At 72.2% G+C, this 16,419-nt stretch carries 13 protein-coding genes and 1 tRNA gene; 8 read left to right on the top strand and 6 right to left on the bottom strand.

Features of this window, described 5'->3' with window-relative positions; translation table 11 throughout:
• Positions 1–51: 51 nt before the first annotated feature.
• From ACFXOA_RS08715 to ACFXOA_RS08700, 4 genes are all read left to right on the top strand, one after another.
• A complete protein-coding gene (locus ACFXOA_RS08715; protein WP_385024078.1) occupies positions 52–1,443 on the top strand; it encodes an NAD(P)/FAD-dependent oxidoreductase in 1,392 nt (463 codons plus the stop codon).
• Positions 1,444–1,916: 473 nt separating this feature from the next.
• Complete coding sequence (locus ACFXOA_RS08710; protein ID WP_385024076.1) at positions 1,917–2,669, top strand: hypothetical protein; 753 nt, start codon at positions 1,917–1,919, stop codon at positions 2,667–2,669.
• A 247-nt stretch (positions 2,670–2,916) separates the two neighbouring features.
• Positions 2,917–3,612: a TNT domain-containing protein gene (locus tag ACFXOA_RS08705; protein ID WP_385024074.1), complete on the top strand. Its 696-nt coding sequence runs from the start codon at positions 2,917–2,919 to the stop codon at positions 3,610–3,612.
• Between the two features lie 75 nt (positions 3,613–3,687).
• Positions 3,688–4,053: a hypothetical protein gene (locus tag ACFXOA_RS08700; protein WP_385024072.1), complete on the top strand. Its 366-nt coding sequence runs from the start codon at positions 3,688–3,690 to the stop codon at positions 4,051–4,053.
• A gap of 93 nt (positions 4,054–4,146) precedes the next feature.
• Here the strand turns inward: ACFXOA_RS08700 and ACFXOA_RS08695 are convergent.
• Positions 4,147–4,219: transfer RNA gene (locus tag ACFXOA_RS08695), tRNA-Thr, on the bottom strand.
• 156 nt (positions 4,220–4,375) lie between these two features.
• Between ACFXOA_RS08695 and ACFXOA_RS08690 the strand changes: the two genes are divergently transcribed.
• From ACFXOA_RS08690 to ACFXOA_RS08675, 4 genes are all read left to right on the top strand, one after another.
• On the top strand, positions 4,376–5,776 hold the full coding sequence (locus ACFXOA_RS08690; protein ID WP_385024070.1) for an RNA-guided endonuclease InsQ/TnpB family protein: 1,401 nt from the start codon (positions 4,376–4,378) through the stop codon (positions 5,774–5,776).
• 342 nt (positions 5,777–6,118) lie between these two features.
• Complete coding sequence (locus tag ACFXOA_RS08685; RefSeq protein ID WP_362669474.1) at positions 6,119–7,255, top strand: sn-glycerol-3-phosphate ABC transporter ATP-binding protein UgpC; 1,137 nt, start codon at positions 6,119–6,121, stop codon at positions 7,253–7,255.
• Positions 7,256–7,492: 237 nt separating this feature from the next.
• The gene (locus tag ACFXOA_RS08680; protein ID WP_385024068.1) at positions 7,493–7,906 is read left to right on the top strand and encodes a hypothetical protein; all 414 of its coding nucleotides are present in this window, start codon (positions 7,493–7,495) and stop codon (positions 7,904–7,906) included.
• 36 nt (positions 7,907–7,942) lie between these two features.
• Positions 7,943–8,662: an NDP-sugar synthase gene (locus ACFXOA_RS08675; protein ID WP_385024066.1), complete on the top strand. Its 720-nt coding sequence runs from the start codon at positions 7,943–7,945 to the stop codon at positions 8,660–8,662.
• 117 nt (positions 8,663–8,779) lie between these two features.
• Here ACFXOA_RS08675 and ACFXOA_RS08670 read toward each other — a convergent pair whose 3' ends face one another.
• The 5 genes from ACFXOA_RS08670 to ACFXOA_RS08650 form a co-directional block, all read right to left on the bottom strand.
• Positions 8,780–10,357 carry a DoxX family membrane protein gene (locus ACFXOA_RS08670; protein WP_385024064.1) on the bottom strand — a complete coding sequence of 526 codons (1,578 nt, stop codon included), beginning with the start codon at positions 10,355–10,357 and terminating at the stop codon, positions 8,780–8,782.
• Positions 10,358–10,794: 437 nt separating this feature from the next.
• Positions 10,795–11,751 carry a 23S rRNA (guanosine(2251)-2'-O)-methyltransferase RlmB gene (gene rlmB / locus ACFXOA_RS08665; protein WP_385024062.1) on the bottom strand — a complete coding sequence of 319 codons (957 nt, stop codon included), beginning with the start codon at positions 11,749–11,751 and terminating at the stop codon, positions 10,795–10,797.
• A 104-nt stretch (positions 11,752–11,855) separates the two neighbouring features.
• Complete coding sequence (cysS, locus tag ACFXOA_RS08660; protein ID WP_385024060.1) at positions 11,856–13,256, bottom strand: cysteine--tRNA ligase; 1,401 nt, start codon at positions 13,254–13,256, stop codon at positions 11,856–11,858.
• Positions 13,257–13,465: 209 nt separating this feature from the next.
• Positions 13,466–14,707, bottom strand: coding sequence for an MFS transporter (locus ACFXOA_RS08655; protein WP_385024058.1), 1,242 nt, complete (start codon positions 14,705–14,707; stop codon positions 13,466–13,468).
• Positions 14,704–16,416 (bottom strand): ABC transporter permease subunit, encoded by a 1,713-nt coding sequence (locus ACFXOA_RS08650; protein WP_385024056.1) that lies wholly within the window; start codon positions 16,414–16,416, stop codon positions 14,704–14,706. The genes ACFXOA_RS08655 and ACFXOA_RS08650 overlap by 4 nt, the downstream gene beginning before the upstream one ends.
• Positions 16,417–16,419: the final 3 nt, after the last annotated feature.

The raw sequence follows: 16,419 nt of genomic DNA, 5'->3' as shown, positions 1-16,419 counted from the left end.
GAGGTACCGTCCCTCCAGCGACTCGGCTGCACACGGACAAGCAGGGGACTCATGGACACCGTCAACGGCGGCATCTCGTTCTGGTACGCGCACGAGGGCACCCCCACCCCGCGCGAGCCCCTGCCCGGCGACACGTCCGCCGACGTCTGCATCGTCGGCGGCGGATACACCGGGCTCTGGACGGCCTACTACCTGAAGAAGGCCGTCCCCTTCCTCAACATCACCGTCCTGGAGGGACGGTTCTGCGGCTACGGGGCATCCGGGCGCAACGGCGGCTGGCTCTACAACGGCATCGCCGGCCGCGACCGGTACGCCAGGCTCCACGGCCACGAGGCGGCCGTCCGCCTCCAGAGGGCCATGAACGACACGGTAGACGAGGTCATCCGGGTCGCCGACGAGGAGGGCATCGACGCGGACATCCACCACAGCGGAGTCCTCGAGGTCGCCTACACACCCGCGCAACTGGCCCGCCTCAGGAACTTCCACTCCGTCGAGATCGCGTTCGGCGAGACCGACCGCGTCCTGCGCGGCGCCCGCGAGACCGCCGAACGCGTCCGCGTCAGCGGAGCCGTCGGTTCCAGCTGGACCCCGCACGGCGCCGTCCTGCACCCGGCGAAACTGGTCAAGGGCCTCGCCGACACCGTGGAGGCCCTCGGGGTCACGATCCACGAGTCGACACCGGTCACCGAGATCAAACCCAAGCACGCCGTCACCCCCTACGGCACCGTCCGCGCCCCCTACGTGCTGCGCTGCACCGAGGGATTCACCGCAGGACTCAAGGGGCAGCGACGCACCTGGCTCCCCATGAACTCGTCCATGATCGTCACGGAACCCCTGCCCAAGGCCCTCTGGAACACCATCGGCTGGGACGGCCGCGAGGCGCTCGGCGACGCCGCGCACGCCTACATGTACGCCCAGCGGACCGCCGACGACCGCATCGCCATCGGCGGCCGAGGGGTCCCCTACCGCTACGGCTCGTCCACCGACAACGACGGCCGCACCCAGCCCGCCACCGTCGAGGCGCTACGCGAACTGCTCGTCCGCTTCTTCCCCACCCTCGCGGGCACCCGCATCGACCACGCCTGGTCCGGTGTCCTCGGCGTCCCCCGCGACTGGTGCGCCACCGTCACCCTGGACCGCTCCACCGGCCTGGGCTGGGCCGGCGGCTACGTCGGCTCCGGCGTCGCCACCGCCAACCTCGCGGCCCGCACCCTGCGCGACCTGATCCAGCAGGACTCCGGCCAAGCCGGCCCCACCGAACTCACCACCCTCCCGTGGGTCGGCCACAAGGTCCGCCGCTGGGAGCCCGAACCCTTCCGCTGGCTGGGCGTCCACACCCTCTACGCCGCCTACCGCGCCGCCGACCGGCGCGAAGCCCGCTCCGGCAGCCTCGCCACCGACCGGATCGCCACGCTGGCGGACCGTGTGGCGGGACGCCACTGACACGGAACCGCTGCCCGCGCACCCCGGAGGCACGCCCGCCCCTCACACCTGGGCCACTCAAGTACCGCAATCCACAGTGCAGTTGAATACACCCGGGCACGCGCCGAGCACCGTCCGCCCGAAAGGACGGCGGACCCTCGGCACACGGCCCGCCGACCCCGGTCCACCCGCGCCCGAAGGAGAGAACCGCCGTGAACCCAGGCGGGCGGAATCCGTACGACCCGAACCAGCGGCCGAACGGCGGACAGCCCCCACCCGGACCGCCCCGGCCGAACGGCGGACAGCCCCCACCCGGACCGCCCTGGCCGGGCGGCGGACCCATCCCTCCAGCACCGCCCTACCCCCCGTACACACCAGCCCGTTCGCTGTGGCAGCGGGTACGCGACGACGAGTGGCCGCCCCTCCGCGACCTGCTCCGCCGCATACCCGTCCACGGCTGCGTCTGGGTTCCCGTCCTGTGCTGCCTCTGGCCGGTGCTCATACTCGTCCTGGCCTACCCGCTCGCACGCTCCGCCCGCCGCCAGGCGCACCGGAAGTTCCCCCCGCACCTCCACCGCCGCATCCTGGACCCGCAGGTGATGCGCGTACAGAGAATCAGGGCATGGGCCGCCGTGACGGTCACCCTGCTGATCCTCGTCGTCTACGGCACCGCGGCGGACTTCGAGGAACTCCAGGGGCAGTACATGCTGCGGAGCGCCCTCACCCCCCTGGCGCTCCTGCTCACCGGCCCCCTGGTGATCATGGTCCTGTTCCGCCTCGCACCCCCCGCCGCGCGACCGGGCATGCGAGAGCGGCTGCGGCCCGTCCGGCGCTCTGCCCTCTGGTACCTCGGCGGATTCGTCTGCGTTCCGCTGCTGATCTCCCTGGCCGTCTCCGTGAACGTGACCACCGGGATGTACACGGACAGCGGCCTGTTCAGCCCACTCCTCACCATGGCCCTGTTCGCCCCGGTGCTGTGGATGGGCTTCTTCATGTTCTTCGCCACCTCGGCCGTCGTCCGCACCCTGTTCGGCACATCCGAGGTGCACGCCGCCCTCCCCGCCCTGCTGACCGGCGCACTGGTATGGGTCCTCGCGGTCGTCAGCCTGATCGTGTCGGGGATGCCACCCGGCCCCCCGCTCATCCAGATCTGCGCGCTCCTCGGCGGCCCGCTCTCCGTCTCGGCGGTGGCCTGGTGGGAGATCGACCGCCTCCACACGCTCCACGGGGTGACCCTGCGGGGCTGAGGACTGCCGGAACCCGCGACCGGCACCCCGCTGCGCCCCGTCCGGACCGCGAGTTAGCCCGATCAGGAGAACCCGCGACTCCGTGCGGGTGACGGCACGTATCCCTGCCCCCGCCAGGTCGTACGGGCGCAATTGACTGAGGTCCATCACATCTGGCGGCGATCCCGACCGGGGCCGCCGCCACGCGACCTCTACGCCCACGCGCCCGTCTCCGGGCAGCACGGGCAGTGCGAAGGGACCCACCTCTATGCGGGCGCTGCGGAACATCGCCTGGAGTGCGATCGCCTCCCTCTTCCTCCTCGTCGGCCTCACGCCCACGACCGTCCACGCCGACACCGGCGACACCGCCGTCGCGTCCCGGCCCCGGGCCAACTGCCCGACGGACGACCGGACCCGGGGTACGAACGGAGCGCCCAACCCGGCACTGGAGCGCTACTACCTCGACGACTGGCGGCTCGGCCCCCGCGTCCTGCCCAGCACCGGCGCCATCGGCAGGATGCTGAAGGGCTACGACCGCACGGGCCCGACGTCCGCGTACTGGTTCCTCGGCTGCTACTGGCAGACCAACCCGGTCTCGGGTGAGTCCGGCTGGTGGTACCCGGACAACGACGGCTTCGTCCTCGACCGCGCGGGCAACCCCGTGAAGAAGACGCTGACCCTCAAGGCCGGCCAGCTGGTCGACCTCTTCGGCAGCGGCCGCGGCAACTTCCTGGCCCCCGCCGGCACCCCGTACGCCAAGCGAGCCATCCCGCCGAGCAACCTCGACCGCTACACCGACGACTACCCGTACAGCTACCACCTGTACCGGGTCGAGGAAGCGTTCACCGTCGAGGCCGGCCGGATCCGCCCCTGGTTCGGCCAGCCCGGCCTCGGCATCCAGTACAAGACGGCCCAGCGGGTCTCCGAACTCGTCGACGCCGAGAAGCTCGAAGCTCTGAACTGACCAGCACCGCACCTCCCGGGCGGGTTCCGGCACTGCCGGAGCCCGCCCGGTCGCGTAGAGGGGGAGAACCCGCCGATGAACACCACCGAGCTCACCGAACGCCTCAGCCGCGAGGGCGTCCCCGACGCCCTGTACGAGATCCCCGGCGTCCACCCCGTCCCCATCCAGCTCGACGCCTTCTACGTCCTGCGCCCCGAGGACGGCACCTGGCCGGTCCTGCTCCGCCAGCGCGGCGAGGACGTCGTCATCGCCCGCTTCGCCACCGAGGCGGAGGCCTGCGCCTACCTGTACGAACGGCTCGCCGACACGCCCCCGCCCGTCCCCGGAGGCCCTGAGCGCGTCGAGCGGCTGCTGGCCGACGCGGACGGAATCCAGCGCCGGGCCGAGGAGGACTTCGAGCGCGCCCCGGACACCGACGACGGCACCCCGCCGGGCGCCTGAACCCGGGCACCGACCGAACCGTCGCATCCGAGCCGAGATCCGTGGCTCGGGCAACAAAAAAACCAGGCCAGCATGGCGCTGACCTGGTATTTGAGCCGCCTGTCGGAATCGAACCGACGACCTGGAGCTTACAAGGCAACCGCTCTGCCAACTGAGCTAAGGCGGCAGTACGCACGCCAAACCGCGCACGCAAGCCCTCACTCTACACAGCGGCCCACCCACCGCTCCACGAAGTTTCGCCGCCCCCGTGACCATCCGACCACCCGTGCGTTAAGAGGACTGACGTGCTGTTCCGTATATCGGACAGTCGGGGGGAGCGAACATGACGGACACGGTGGACCAGCCGGTACAGGTGACGGGCGAAGAGGCCAAGCGCATCAAACGCGATGCCCTGGGCATCGCCGACCGCGCAAAGCACCACGGCCGCGCGTCCACCGCCATGAAGAGCCGGGCCAAACAGCCCGGCACCCAGCAGCGCGCGTACCGCTACCGCTTCTATCCGAACCCGGCCCAGGCCGAACAGCTGCAGAAGACCTTCGGGGCCTGCCGCTGGGTCTACAACGAAGGCCTGGCTCTGCGGGCCGGTGCCTGGGAGCAGCATCGGGTGGTGGTGGGGTTCGCGGAGTCGTGCCGGGCGTTGACGGGATGGCGGCAGGCGTCGGAGACGGGCTGGTTGCGTGAGGTGTCGTCGACGGTGCTGCAGCAGTCGTTGCGGCATCTGGACGGGGCGTTCACGCGCTTCTTCAAGCAGTCCGCGAAGTATCCGCAGCGGAAGAGGAAGCACTGCTCGCGGGACTCGGCGACGTATGTGCGGACCGGTTTCCGGTGGGTGGAGGATCCGGAGCTTCCGGGTACGGGGCGGTTGACGCTGGCGAAGCAGTCGGAGCCGCTCGATGTGCGGTGGTCGCGGCCGCTGCCGGTGGGCGTGGATCCGGTGAAGTTGTCCGTGACGCGGGACCGTGCCGGCCGGTATTTCGTGTCGGTTCTCGTCGAGGAGCGGATCGAGTCGTTGCCAGCCGTGTTCCTGCCGGGCGGGCGTGATCCGAGGGCGGTGGGGATCGATCTGGGTCTGGCGGCGTTGGTGACGCTGGACGACGGGACGAAGGTGGATCATCCGCGGCTGTTGCGGAAGTACGAGAAGGAGCTGGCGCGGTTGCAGCGGGGGCTGCACCGGAAGAAGAAGGGGTCGGCGAACCGGGGTAGGGCGCGGGAGCGTATCGCTCGGCTGTATGCGCTGATCAGCGATGTGCGCAGGGACATGTTGGACCAGTTGACCACCCGCCTCGTGCGCGAGAACCAAGTGCTCGTGGTGGAGGATCTGGCCGTCATGAATCTGCTGCGGCCGGCGGTCGGGAGAGGACGTCGGCGCAAGGCAGCGCTCAGTCGGTCGATCATGGACGCGGCTTGGGGGGAACTGCTGCGGCAGCTGCGTTACAAGTGCGAGTGGTACGGCCGGACCCTGGTGATCGTCGACCGTTTCTTCCCGTCGACGCGCCGGTGCTCCGACTGCCGTACGAAGGGGCCGTCGCTCGACGTGTCGGTGCGGGAGTGGACGTGTGGGGAGTGCGGCGCCGTGCACGACCGGGATGTGAATGCGGCGCGGAACCTCCGGGACGAGGGGATACGGCTGTACCGGCTGGTGGCCACCGCGCTGCCGCCGGGGCGGAGGCCCCCCTCTGTGATCAAGGCATCTGAGCTGCCAGACGTGCTGCTGGCTGCGTGACGAAGAGCGGTACGGACCGACGGGCCGTCGGCCGTGATGCCTGTGGAGACCATGTAAGACCGGGCGGGTGTGCCCCTCAGGGGTGCATCCGGTCGGCAGAGGGCGCTGAAGCAGGAAGTGCCGGTCTGCGGCAGAGGTCAAAAGTATCTCGCTCTGCCCCTCGGGGCTGCACACGGTCAAAAGTTCGTTGCTCTGCCGACGCAGGCGAATTTTTCGTGACCTTCGAACTACTGACATATTCGAAACCGCCAGGTAGCGTCACCTCAGGTTCACTCCGGTGGACCAATCACCCTTTACTCGGATCGTCCGGCACGTTCCTGCCGGTTGAGGAGAAGCATCGCCATGGCCAGTGTCACGTTCGACAAGGCGTCCCGCGTCTACCCCGGCTCCACGAAGCCGGCTGTGGACCAGCTCGAGATCGACATCGAGGACGGCGAGTTCCTCGTCCTCGTCGGTCCTTCCGGTTGCGGCAAGTCGACCTCCCTGCGCATGCTCGCGGGTCTCGAGGACGTCAACGGCGGTGCGATCCGCATCGGTGACCGCGACGTCACGCACCTGCCCCCGAAGGACCGGGACATCGCCATGGTGTTCCAGAACTACGCGCTCTACCCGCACATGACCGTCGCGGACAACATGGGCTTCGCCCTCAAGATCGCCGGTGTGAACAAGACCGAGATCCGGGCGAAGGTCGAAGAGGCCGCGAAGATGCTGGACCTCACCGACTACCTGGACCGCAAGCCGAAGGCGCTCTCCGGTGGTCAGCGCCAGCGTGTGGCGATGGGCCGCGCCATCGTGCGTGAGCCCCAGGTCTTCCTCATGGACGAGCCGCTGTCGAACCTCGACGCCAAGCTCCGTGTGTCCACGCGTACGCAGATCGCCTCGCTGCAGCGCCGTCTCGGCATCACCACCGTGTACGTCACCCACGACCAGGTCGAGGCCCTCACCATGGGTGACCGTGTCGCGGTCCTCAAGGACGGTCTGCTCCAGCAGGTCGACTCGCCGCGCAACATGTACGACCGCCCGGCGAACCTCTTCGTGGCCGGCTTCATCGGCTCTCCGGCGATGAACCTCGTCGAGGTCCCGATCACCGACGGCGGCGTGAAGTTCGGCAACAGCGTGGTCCCGGTCTCCCGCGAGGCGCTGACCGCCGCCGCGAACCGTGGTGACACCACCGTGACGGTCGGTATCCGCCCGGAGCACTTCGACATCGTCGAGCACGGTGGTGCCGCCGCGACCGGCCTCTCCAAGGCCACCTCGGACGCCCCGGCCGGCCTCGCCGTCTCCGTGAACGTCGTCGAGGAGCTCGGCGCCGACGGCTTCGTCTACGGTGCCGCGCAGGTCGGTGGCGAGCACAAGGACCTGGTCGTCCGCGTCGGCGGCCGCGCCGTCCCGGAGAAGGGCACCGAGCTGCACGTCGTCCCGCGCCCGGACGAGCTGCACGTCTTCGCCACCTCGACCGGTGAGCGTCTGACCGCCTGATCCGGTCCGGCCTCGCAGCCGGTTCCTGTCGCCTCGGCCCCGCGTCCCTCCGGACGCGGGGCCGTTCGCGTGTCGTGCCGCCCTTCGGGTTTCGGATCCGCCGGACGCCAAATACCCTGGCAGACCGGTCAATTCACCTTGCACCGTCAACACCGGATTCGAAAAAGCCACTCGAACCATCCCCCGCAGGGGTGACGAAATGTCGCCGAGTCATCACTGCCCGCTACGCTCGCCTGCGTGACCCACACCGCGCGCCGAATCGGCCGAACCCTCGCCCTCGTACTGCCCGTCGTCATGGTCCTGTCCGGGACCCTCGCGGTCACCCGCGTGCAGTGGTCGGGGCAGGACACCGAGACCCAGTTGCTGACCGCCGCCTCCGAGACCGTGTCGAAGCAGGCGAAGGCCAAGGCACCTCAGGACATCCTGCGGGACAAGCTCCTGCTGGAGCTCCGCGAGAAGGACCCGGGTGTCGCGCTGACGCACCTCCAGCGCACCGTCGAGGGCCGTCCCTCGCTGGCCAAGCACTGCATGTCGATCGCCAAGGCGCTCGGCAAGGCGGCCGTCGACCAGTACGGGCCGACCCGCGCCCACCGCTTCTCGCGCCCGGTCTGCGACACCTCGTTCGCCTCGGGCGTCGCGCAGTTCAGCTGAGCCGGGTGCGCCGGGGCACGGCTTATCGTGCCTCGCATGCATACGTATCCGACGCAGGCCGTGATCCTGGCGGGTGGTCAGGGCTCGCGGCTGCGCCCGTACACCGATGACCGCCCCAAGCCGATGGTCGAGATCCCGGGCACCGGGACGCCGATCATCGGCCATCAGCTGTCCTGGCTGGCCGCCGAGGGCGTCACCGACGCCGTGATCTCGTGCGGCCATCTCGCCGATGTGCTGCGGGACTGGCTGGAGTCCGTCGATCTTCCGTTGCGTGTCACGACCGTCGTCGAGACCGAGCCCTTGGGCCGGGGCGGCGGTCTTCGCCATGCGGCGGCCCGGCTGCCCGATCCGTCGGAGCCCTGGTACGCGACCAACGGCGACATCTGGACCCGCTTCTCGCTGCGGGAGATGGCGGCCTTCCACGCCGAGCGGGACGCGACCGCGACGCTGGCGCTGGCCCGTCCGCGCATCCCGTGGGGTGCGGTCGAGACGGATGCCTTCGGGCACATCACCGACTTCATCGAGTCGCCCCCGTCGCCGTATCTGATCAACGCCGGCGTCTACGTCTTCGCGCCCGCGTTCACCGCGATGCTGCCGGAGCGGGGGGACCACGAACGGACCACGTTCCCCCGGCTGGCGCGTGAGCGCCGACTGGCCGGCTTCCCGCTGCCCCACGGGGCGTACTGGCGGGCCATCGACACCGCGAAGGACCTCACGGAGGCCGCGAAGGAGCTGGGCGGCCACACGGGCCGCTGAGGGCGCCCGGGGCCCGCGCCTCATGCGGCCGTCGGCGCGGCCATACGCGAGGGCGGCCATACGCGAGGGCGGCCACCGGGATCCGGTGGCCGCCCTCGCGGCGTGTGGCGGGTGCGGTCAGCCGAGCAGGCCGCCGATGGGGTTCCGGCCCGGGCCGCCGGAGGAGGAACCGCCGTCGGAGCCGCCCGACGAACCACCGTCGTCCGCCCCACCGGTGGAGCCGCCGGAGGCCGCCGAACCGGACGAGCTGGGACCGGAGTCACCCGTCGGAGGCTCCTGCGGGGCGGGCTCCTGCGGGGGCTCCTGCCCGGTGCCCTGGGTCTGGCTCGGCGTGCCCGCTTCGGCGCCCGCCGTGGGCCCGGAGTCACGGGAGGACTCGCTGCCCGGCGTGGACTCCTCGGCCGACGGGGTGCCCGGGGCGCTGGAGGGCGCCACCTCGGGCGTACGGCCCTCCGGTGTCGAGGACGGCTTGCGCTTCTTGTCCTTGGGCTCGCCGGCCAGCGGCGACCCCGGCAGCTGGTTCGTCGGGTAGGTGTCGGGTCCCGGCACGGTGACGACCTCGGTGGAGCGGACCGCCCCGCCGAGCATGGAACCCACCAGCAGGGTCAGACCGACCACGACGGTCGCGACCGCGCTGCCGCGGCGCAGCACCCGGCGGCGGAGGTCCCAGATCTCGGAGCGCGGGCCGAGCGTGCGCCAGGCCTCCCCGGCGAGTCGCCCGTCGAGGGAGTAGACGGGGGCGCCGGCGATGACGAGCGGGCTCCAGGCGGCCAGCAGGATGATGTCGGGCGTGTCGTAGGCCGCGGCGGTCCGCCAGCTGACCGTCACCAGGAGCGCCGCGGAGAGCAGCGCTCCGAAGGCGGCCGCGACCCGCTGCCACAGGCCGAGGACGGTGAGGACGCCGACGACGACCTGGAGGAAGGCGACGCAGAGCCCCGAGGCGACGGGGTGGGCGAGCGCGAAGTCGCGCAGCGGCTCGGCGGCGGCCCAGGGGTGGAGCGAGGTCAGCCACTTGACCATGGAGCCGCGGTCGCCGCCGTCGAAGTACGCCGGGTCGCAGAGCTTGCCCATGCCCGCGTAGATGGACAGGAAGCCGAGGATCACGCGGAGCGGGAGCAGGACGACGCCGAGGTTCATCCGGCGACCGGGGTAGTAGGCGTGCCGCACGGTGTCGGCGTTCCGGCGCTCCCTGGCGGCCGCGCCGTCCTGGCCGTCGGCTTCGGGGCCTTCGCCGCCGGTGAGGTCGTACGCGTCGTGGGGCGGCGTGTCGACGGAGTCGTAGGCGCCGACGGCCTGCCGCATGGGCGGCAGCAGCGGCCCGCCGCGGCCGCCTCCCGGCTGGTGCGGGGAGGGGAACACGGGGGTGGGCTGGGTCTCGTCGTCGAGGCGCGGGATGACCTGGGTGCCGCCGCCCGCGTCGTCGTAGGCCCCGCCGGGGCGGGCGTCGAGGTGGCCGGCGGTGGAGTTCCGTACGGCCTGCAGGAGTCCGGTCGCACCGGGGTCCCCCGGCTCGGACCTGCCGCTCCAGACGACAGGAGCTCGCCGGCGTCCGCCGGCGCCGCCCATGGCGGGGATCCTGACCGGTCCGGCGGAGCCCACGGGGCGCAGACGGGTGCGCTGACCCGGGGCGAGCTGCACCCGGAAGCTGGCGTGGCTGACGATGACCTGCGCGGGGTCGCTGTCCACCTTCGTCATGCTCAGGGGAGGTTGGTCGTCGAACCGAGGCGTTCTGGTGTCCACACTCATCTAACCGAGTGATGTGTGATTAGGACACTGCCTTGACGGACCTGAGTGTCCGAGACCCGTCAACAGGCCGCCGGAGCCGCTGCCGTGCCGTTCCCGGTCGGCTCCCGTGGCGCCCGGGAGGGCTGCCCCCGGGCTGGACCCGCGCCGCCGGGGAGGGCTGCTACCGGGCCGCTCTCGTGCCGCCCGATGCTGGTGCGCGCTTCGGACGGGCACCAGGAGCCGTGGGTGCGGAGCTCGGCATGCCGCCTCGGGCCGGAGCGCTGCCTCCGTCCTCGGGCCGGAGCCGGAGCGCTGCCTCCGCAGCCTCGGGACCCCGGGGCCGGAGTGGCGGAGTGGCGCGGTCCGGGGCCGGGTCCCGGTTCCCCGGGCGTCCGGCCCCAGGGGGGTCAGGCGCGGCGGCGGGCCACCTCGTAGAGGACGATGCCCGCGGCGACACCGGCGTTCAGCGACTCCGCGCCGCCCGGCATGGAGATCCGGACCCGGTAGTCGCAGGTCTCGCCGACGAGACGGCCGAGGCCCTTGCCCTCGCTGCCGATGACGATGACGACAGGACCCGCGAGCTCCTCGAGGTCCTCGACGGTGTGCTCGCCGTCCGCGGCGAGACCGACGACGGTCAGGCCCGCCTTCTGGTAGCCCTCGAGGGCCCGGGTCAGGTTGGTGACGCGGGAGACGGGCGTACGCGCCGCGGTGCCGGCCGAGGACTTCCACGCGCCGGCGGTCATGCCGGCCGCACGGCGCTCCGGGACGACCACGCCGTGACCGCCGAAGGCGGAGACGGAGCGGACGATCGCGCCGAGGTTCCGGGGGTCGGTGACCCCGTCGAGGGCGACGATCAGCGGGTCCTCGCCGTTGTCGTACGCGGCGGCGGTGAGGTCCTCGGGGTGGGCGTACTCGTAGGGCGGGACCTGGAGGACGAGGCCCTGGTGGTTCAGGCCGTTCGTCATCCGGTCGAGCTCGGGGCGCGGGGCCTCCATCAGGTTGATGTTGCCGCGCTCACCGGCGAGCTGGAGCGCTTCGCGGACCCGCTCGTCGTTGTCGATGTACTGCTGGACGTAGAGCGTCGTCGCGGGCACGCCGTCGCGCAGCGCCTCGAAGACCGGGTTGCGGCCGACGACCATCTCCGACGTGCCCTTGACGCCACCGCGGCGCGGCGCGGGACGGCGGGCCGCGGCCTGCCGGGCCTGGGCGTTCGCCACCCTGTTCTTCTTGTGTCCCTTACGGGCGGAGGCGGGCGGCGTCGGTCCCTTGCCTTCGAGACCACGGCGTCGCTGGCCACCGCTGCCGACCTGCATGCCCTTCTTGTTGGACGTGCGGCGGTTCCTGCGCTGGCTGTTCCCGGCCATGACCTACCTGTTTCGTTGCTTCAGAAAAACGTCGTCAAGTGAAAGTGTGCCGCCCGGAGGGCCGGGCGGCACATTTGCGCTGCTCACGCATGGTGCGCATCCGCTCAGCGCGGTCCGAGTGTCCACCGCGGCCCGCTGGGGCTGTCCTCGATGACGAGACCGGACTGGTTCAGCTGGTCGCGGATGGCGTCGGCTGCGGGCCAGTCCTTGCGCTCGCGTGCCGACTGGCGCTGGTCGAGCACGAGCCGTACGAGGGTGTCGACGACGCCGTGCAGATCGTCGCCGCGGTCGCTCTCGCCCGCCCAGTGCGGGTCGAGCGGGTCGAGGCCCAGGACGCCGAGCATCGCGCGCACCTCGGCGAGGCGGGCGACGGCTGCTTCCTTGTCGTCCGCGGCGAGGGCGGAGTTGCCCTGCCTGACCGTGGTGTGGACGATCGCGAGCGCCTGCGGGACACCGAGGTCGTCGTCCATCGCCTCGGCGAAGGCCAGCGGGACCTCGGCGGCGGGCTCCACCGGGCCGCCGGCCTTCTCGACCACGCGCTGGACGAAGCCCTCGATCCGCGCGAAGGCGGACTCGGCCTCGCGCAGGGCCTCCTCGCTGTACTCGATCATGGACCGGTAGTGCGGGGTGCCGAGGTAGTACCTCAGGACGATGGGGCGCCAGCGCTGGACCATGTCCGCGACCAGCACGCTGTTGCCGAGGGACTTCGACATCTTCTCGCCGGCCAGGGTGACCCAGCCGTTGTGCACCCAGTACTTCGCGAACTCGTCGCCGAAGGCCTTGGCCTGGGCGATCTCGTTCTCGTGGTGGGGGAAGATCAGGTCGATGCCGCCGCCGTGGATGTCGAAGGCGCTGCCGAGGTACTTGTGCGCCATCGCGGAGCACTCCAGGTGCCAGCCGGGGCGGCCGCGGCCCCACGGTGTCTCCCAGCTGGGCTCGCCGGGCTTGGCGGCCTTCCACATGGCGAAGTCACGCTTGTCACGCTTGCCCGTCTCCCCGTCGCCGGAGGGCTGACGGAGATCGTCCAGCTCCTGGTTGGAGAGCTCGAGGTATCCCTCGTACGAGCGGACGTCGAAGTAGACGTTGCCGTCGGCCTCGTAGGCGTGGCCGCGCTCGATCAGGCCGCGCATCATCTCGACCATCTCGGTGATGTGCCCGGTGGCGCGCGGCTCGTACGTCGGCGGGAGGCAGCCCAGGGCGTCGTAGCCGGCGTTGAACGCGCGCTCGTTCTCGTAGCCGATGGCCCACCAGGGGCGGCCCTGCTCGGCGGACTTCTTGATGATCTTGTCGTCGATGTCGGTGACGTTGCGGATGAACGTGACGTCGTAGCCGCGGTATTCGAACCAGCGGCGCATGATGTCGAAGCTCAGACCGGACCTGATGTGCCCGATGTGCGGGGCTGCCTGGACCGTCGCGCCACAGAGGTAGATCGAGACACAGCCCGCTGTGAGCGGGACGAAGTCACGGATCTGCCGGGCGTTGGTGTCGTGCAGGCGAATAGTCACCCCTCAAGGGTAGTGGGCCCGCACCAGTGCCCCGCGCCCCCTGTGGAAAACGTGTCACGACATAGGCATGTCGCGTGCTGCGGGGCGGTCGGTGCCCGGCTCCGCAGGGCCGCGCGGCGGGGTGCGACACACCGGGCACAGCCGACACACCGGGCGCGTACGGCCGTTCCGGCAGCGGGTGCGATCGCGGCTGCCGTGTCGCGCGCCCCTCAGCCGGTGGCCTCGGCGGCACGCCGGCCGCCGGCCGTCCCCAGGGCGAGTGCGGCACCGGCCAGGGGGATCGCGGCGAGGACCGTCCACATGACCGTGTCCGGTGCGCCGAGGAGCGTTCCGGTCGCTGCGCTGCCCACGAGGACGGCGAGGCCGGAGACCGAGGAGAGGGCGCCGGTGGCGAGCCCGAGGCGGCGGTCGTCCACCAGGTCGGGGACGAGCCCTCGCACGGCCGGGCCCAGCAGCATCTGGCCGAGCGTGAGGAGGAGGACGAAGGCGGCGGCGGGGAGCAGACCGGCGGGGCCGCCCGGGAGCAGCGGTACCGCGGCGGAGCCGGCCGCGACGAGCCCGAGGCCCGTGGTCAGGGCCGTGCGGGGCGCGATGCGCCGCGCCGACCAGCGGGTCAGCGGAAGCTGTGCGACGACCACGAGGAGCGAGGAGAGCGCGAAGAGCCCGCCGAGAGCGGCCTGGGAGCCGGTCGCCCGCTCCACCTCCTCGGGCAGTGCGAGATAGAGCTGGTTGTAGGAGACGAGGTAGGTGCTGTGGACGGCGCAGAGCAGCAGGAACGGCCTGTGCAGCAGGACGCCCCGGATGTTCGCCGCTCCCGTCGGCGACTTGCGTTCACCTGGCGGCCGGCTGGGCATGAGGCGGGCGTGCCCCGCCAGCACGCCGACGAAGACCAGAGCACCCGTGAGGCAGGCGGTCCGGAACCCGCCGCCCAGGAGCAGCAGCAGGCTTCCCAGCAGCGGGCCGAGGAACGCGCCCGCCTGTCCGGCGGCGGAGAACACCGCCAGCACCTGGGCGCGCGGCGACCCGGTCTCCCGCTCGTACGCGACGGCGCTCCTGGCCGTCTCGGACTCGACGGCGGGTGAGAAGAGGGCGGCGGCGAAGCCGATGAGGAGGACGGCCCCGATCACCGCCGGTGTGGTGGCCGCCAGGGCGAGCCAGCAGAAGCCCGCGACGCGCAGGACGCAGCCGGCGAGGACGACGGGCCGGGGGCCGTAGCGGTCGGTGAGCGCCCCGCCGACGACGAAGAGGCCCTGCTGGCTGAAGGTGCGCAGGCCGAGTACGAGTCCGATGAGCCAGCCCGCCATGCCGAGTCCGTCGCCGAGGTGGGCCGCCAGATAGGGCAGGACGGCGTAGAAGCCGGTGTTGAAGGCGAACTGGGTGGCGGTCAGGAGCCGGATGTAGGGCCTGAGGCCCGCTCCGGTGACGGGCTGGACGCCGGGCGGCGCCGTCACCCGCGTCTCCTGCCGCGTACGGCCGCCGAGGTGAGCACCGCGAGTACGCCGAGGGCGGCGAGCGCGGCGGAGGGGGCGAGGACGGCCCAGGGGGCGCGTTCCGCGTACGGCATGTTCTCCGACAGCATGCGGCCCCACTCGGGGGCGGGGGCGGGTGTGCCCAGGCCGAGGAAGCCGAGCGAGGCGAGTGCCAGGGCGATCGCGGGCACCCGCAGGACGGCGTGGCGCACCACCGGCGGGACGACACCGGGCAGGACGTGCCGGCGCGTCCGGTGCCAGGGACCGGCACCGAGGGAGCGGGCCACGGCGAGGTGCGGGGCGGCGCGCTCCTGGGTGTACAGCGCGGAGGTGTGGGCGGCGAGCGGTGCCCAGGCGACGACGGCGACGGCGGCCGCCGCGCCCCAGGCGCCGGGTCCGGCGACGCCGGCGACGAGGAGGCCGGCCAGGACGGCGGGCAGTGCGTTGGCGGTCTCGGTGAGGGCTCCGGCGCGTGCGAACCCCGCGAGCAGCCCCAGCACCAGGGTGACGGCGCTGACCGCGACCGCCGTGAGCACGGTGGTGGCCGCCCCGCGGCCGAGGCGGGCGAGGAGGTCGCGGCCCAGGGAGTCGGTGCCCAGCGGGTGGGCCGGTGAGGGCGCGGCGAGGCGGACCGCGGTGTCCGTGTGCAGGGGGTCGCGCAGGCATCCGGCCACGATCACGGCGAGCAGGAGCAGGGCCAGGACTCCCGCGCCGACGGCGACCGCGCGACGGGCCGGCAGGGACGGGGTGACGAGCGGGGGCAGGGCGCCGTCCGTGCGGGCCGGCCCGAGCAGGGCCCGGGAGCCGAGCCGGGCGGCGAGCCCCGCGGCGACGCCGAGGAGCAGCAGGAGCAGTACGCAGGCCTGGAGTACGGGCAGGTCCTGGGCCAGGGCGGCGGCCAGGGCGGTGCCTCCGAGGCCGGGTATCGCGTAGAGCGTCTCCACTGCGACCGCGCCTCCGGTGAGGCCGACGACGGCGAACCCGATCTGGGGCAGCAGCGCGGGCAGGGTGCGGCGCAGCGCGTGCGCGGCGATCCGCCGGGGGCGCATCCCGTGGGCCGTGGCGGCCCGGGCCCAGGGTTCGGCGAACGCGGCGGGCAGGGCGTCGTCGAGGATTCGTCCGAGGAGGGCTCCGGCGGGGATCCCCATGGCGACGGCGGGCAGGACGATCTCCGCGGGCCCTCCCCAGCCGAGCGCGGGGAGCCATCCCAGCTGCACGGCGAGGACCGTGGCCAGTACGGCGGCCAGGAGGAACTCCGGCAGCGCGGCGAGTGCGGCGGCGACGACGCCCGCCCGGGTGGTGCCGAGCTGCCGCCGGGCACCTGTGCGGAGGGTGCCGGCGGCCAGGGCGAGCGCCAGGAGGACCGCGACGAGGAGTGCGGCGCCCATGAGGGTGAGGGAGACGCCGAGTGCGGACGTCACGTCCGGGCCGACCGGCTGCCCGGACACCCAGGACTCCCCCAGGTCGCCGCGGAGCAGCCCGGAGGCCCAGTCGCCGAGGACGTGCAGCGGGCCGCCGTCGAGCCCCGTGTCGGCCCGGATCGCGTCGAGCACGTCCGGAGTGGGCGGGCGGTCCGCGTAGCGGGCGTGAAGGATCGTCAGCGCCGGGTCGGTGCGGGTGAGCCGGGGCAGCAGGCCGATCACCGCGACGACGGCGAGCAGCGCGCCCAGCCGGCCGGCCAGGTACTTCACGTG

Origin of the sequence: Streptomyces sp. NPDC059166 (assembly GCF_042755185.1) — a bacterium.
Lineage (GTDB): Bacteria > Actinomycetota > Actinomycetes > Streptomycetales > Streptomycetaceae > Streptomyces.
The sequence above is the reverse complement of the archived record's forward strand: the minus strand, read 5'-3'. Positions and strand labels throughout refer to the sequence as shown.

What these genes read in the sequence shown, in the direction of transcription:
- ACFXOA_RS08685 (WP_362669474.1), top strand. Translation starts at nt 6,119, where the DNA reads ATGGCCAGTGTCACGTTCGACAAGGCGTCCCGCGTCTACCCCGGCTCC.
- ACFXOA_RS08690 (WP_385024070.1), top strand. Translation starts at nt 4,376, where the DNA reads ATGACGGACACGGTGGACCAGCCGGTACAGGTGACGGGCGAAGAGGCC.
- rlmB (WP_385024062.1), bottom strand. Translation starts at nt 11,751, where the DNA reads ATGGCCGGGAACAGCCAGCGCAGGAACCGCCGCACGTCCAACAAGAAG.
- ACFXOA_RS08670 (WP_385024064.1), bottom strand. Translation starts at nt 10,357, where the DNA reads ATGACGAAGGTGGACAGCGACCCCGCGCAGGTCATCGTCAGCCACGCC.
- ACFXOA_RS08675 (WP_385024066.1), top strand. Translation starts at nt 7,943, where the DNA reads ATGCATACGTATCCGACGCAGGCCGTGATCCTGGCGGGTGGTCAGGGC.
- ACFXOA_RS08705 (WP_385024074.1), top strand. Translation starts at nt 2,917, where the DNA reads ATGCGGGCGCTGCGGAACATCGCCTGGAGTGCGATCGCCTCCCTCTTC.
- ACFXOA_RS08700 (WP_385024072.1), top strand. Translation starts at nt 3,688, where the DNA reads ATGAACACCACCGAGCTCACCGAACGCCTCAGCCGCGAGGGCGTCCCC.
- ACFXOA_RS08715 (WP_385024078.1), top strand. Translation starts at nt 52, where the DNA reads ATGGACACCGTCAACGGCGGCATCTCGTTCTGGTACGCGCACGAGGGC.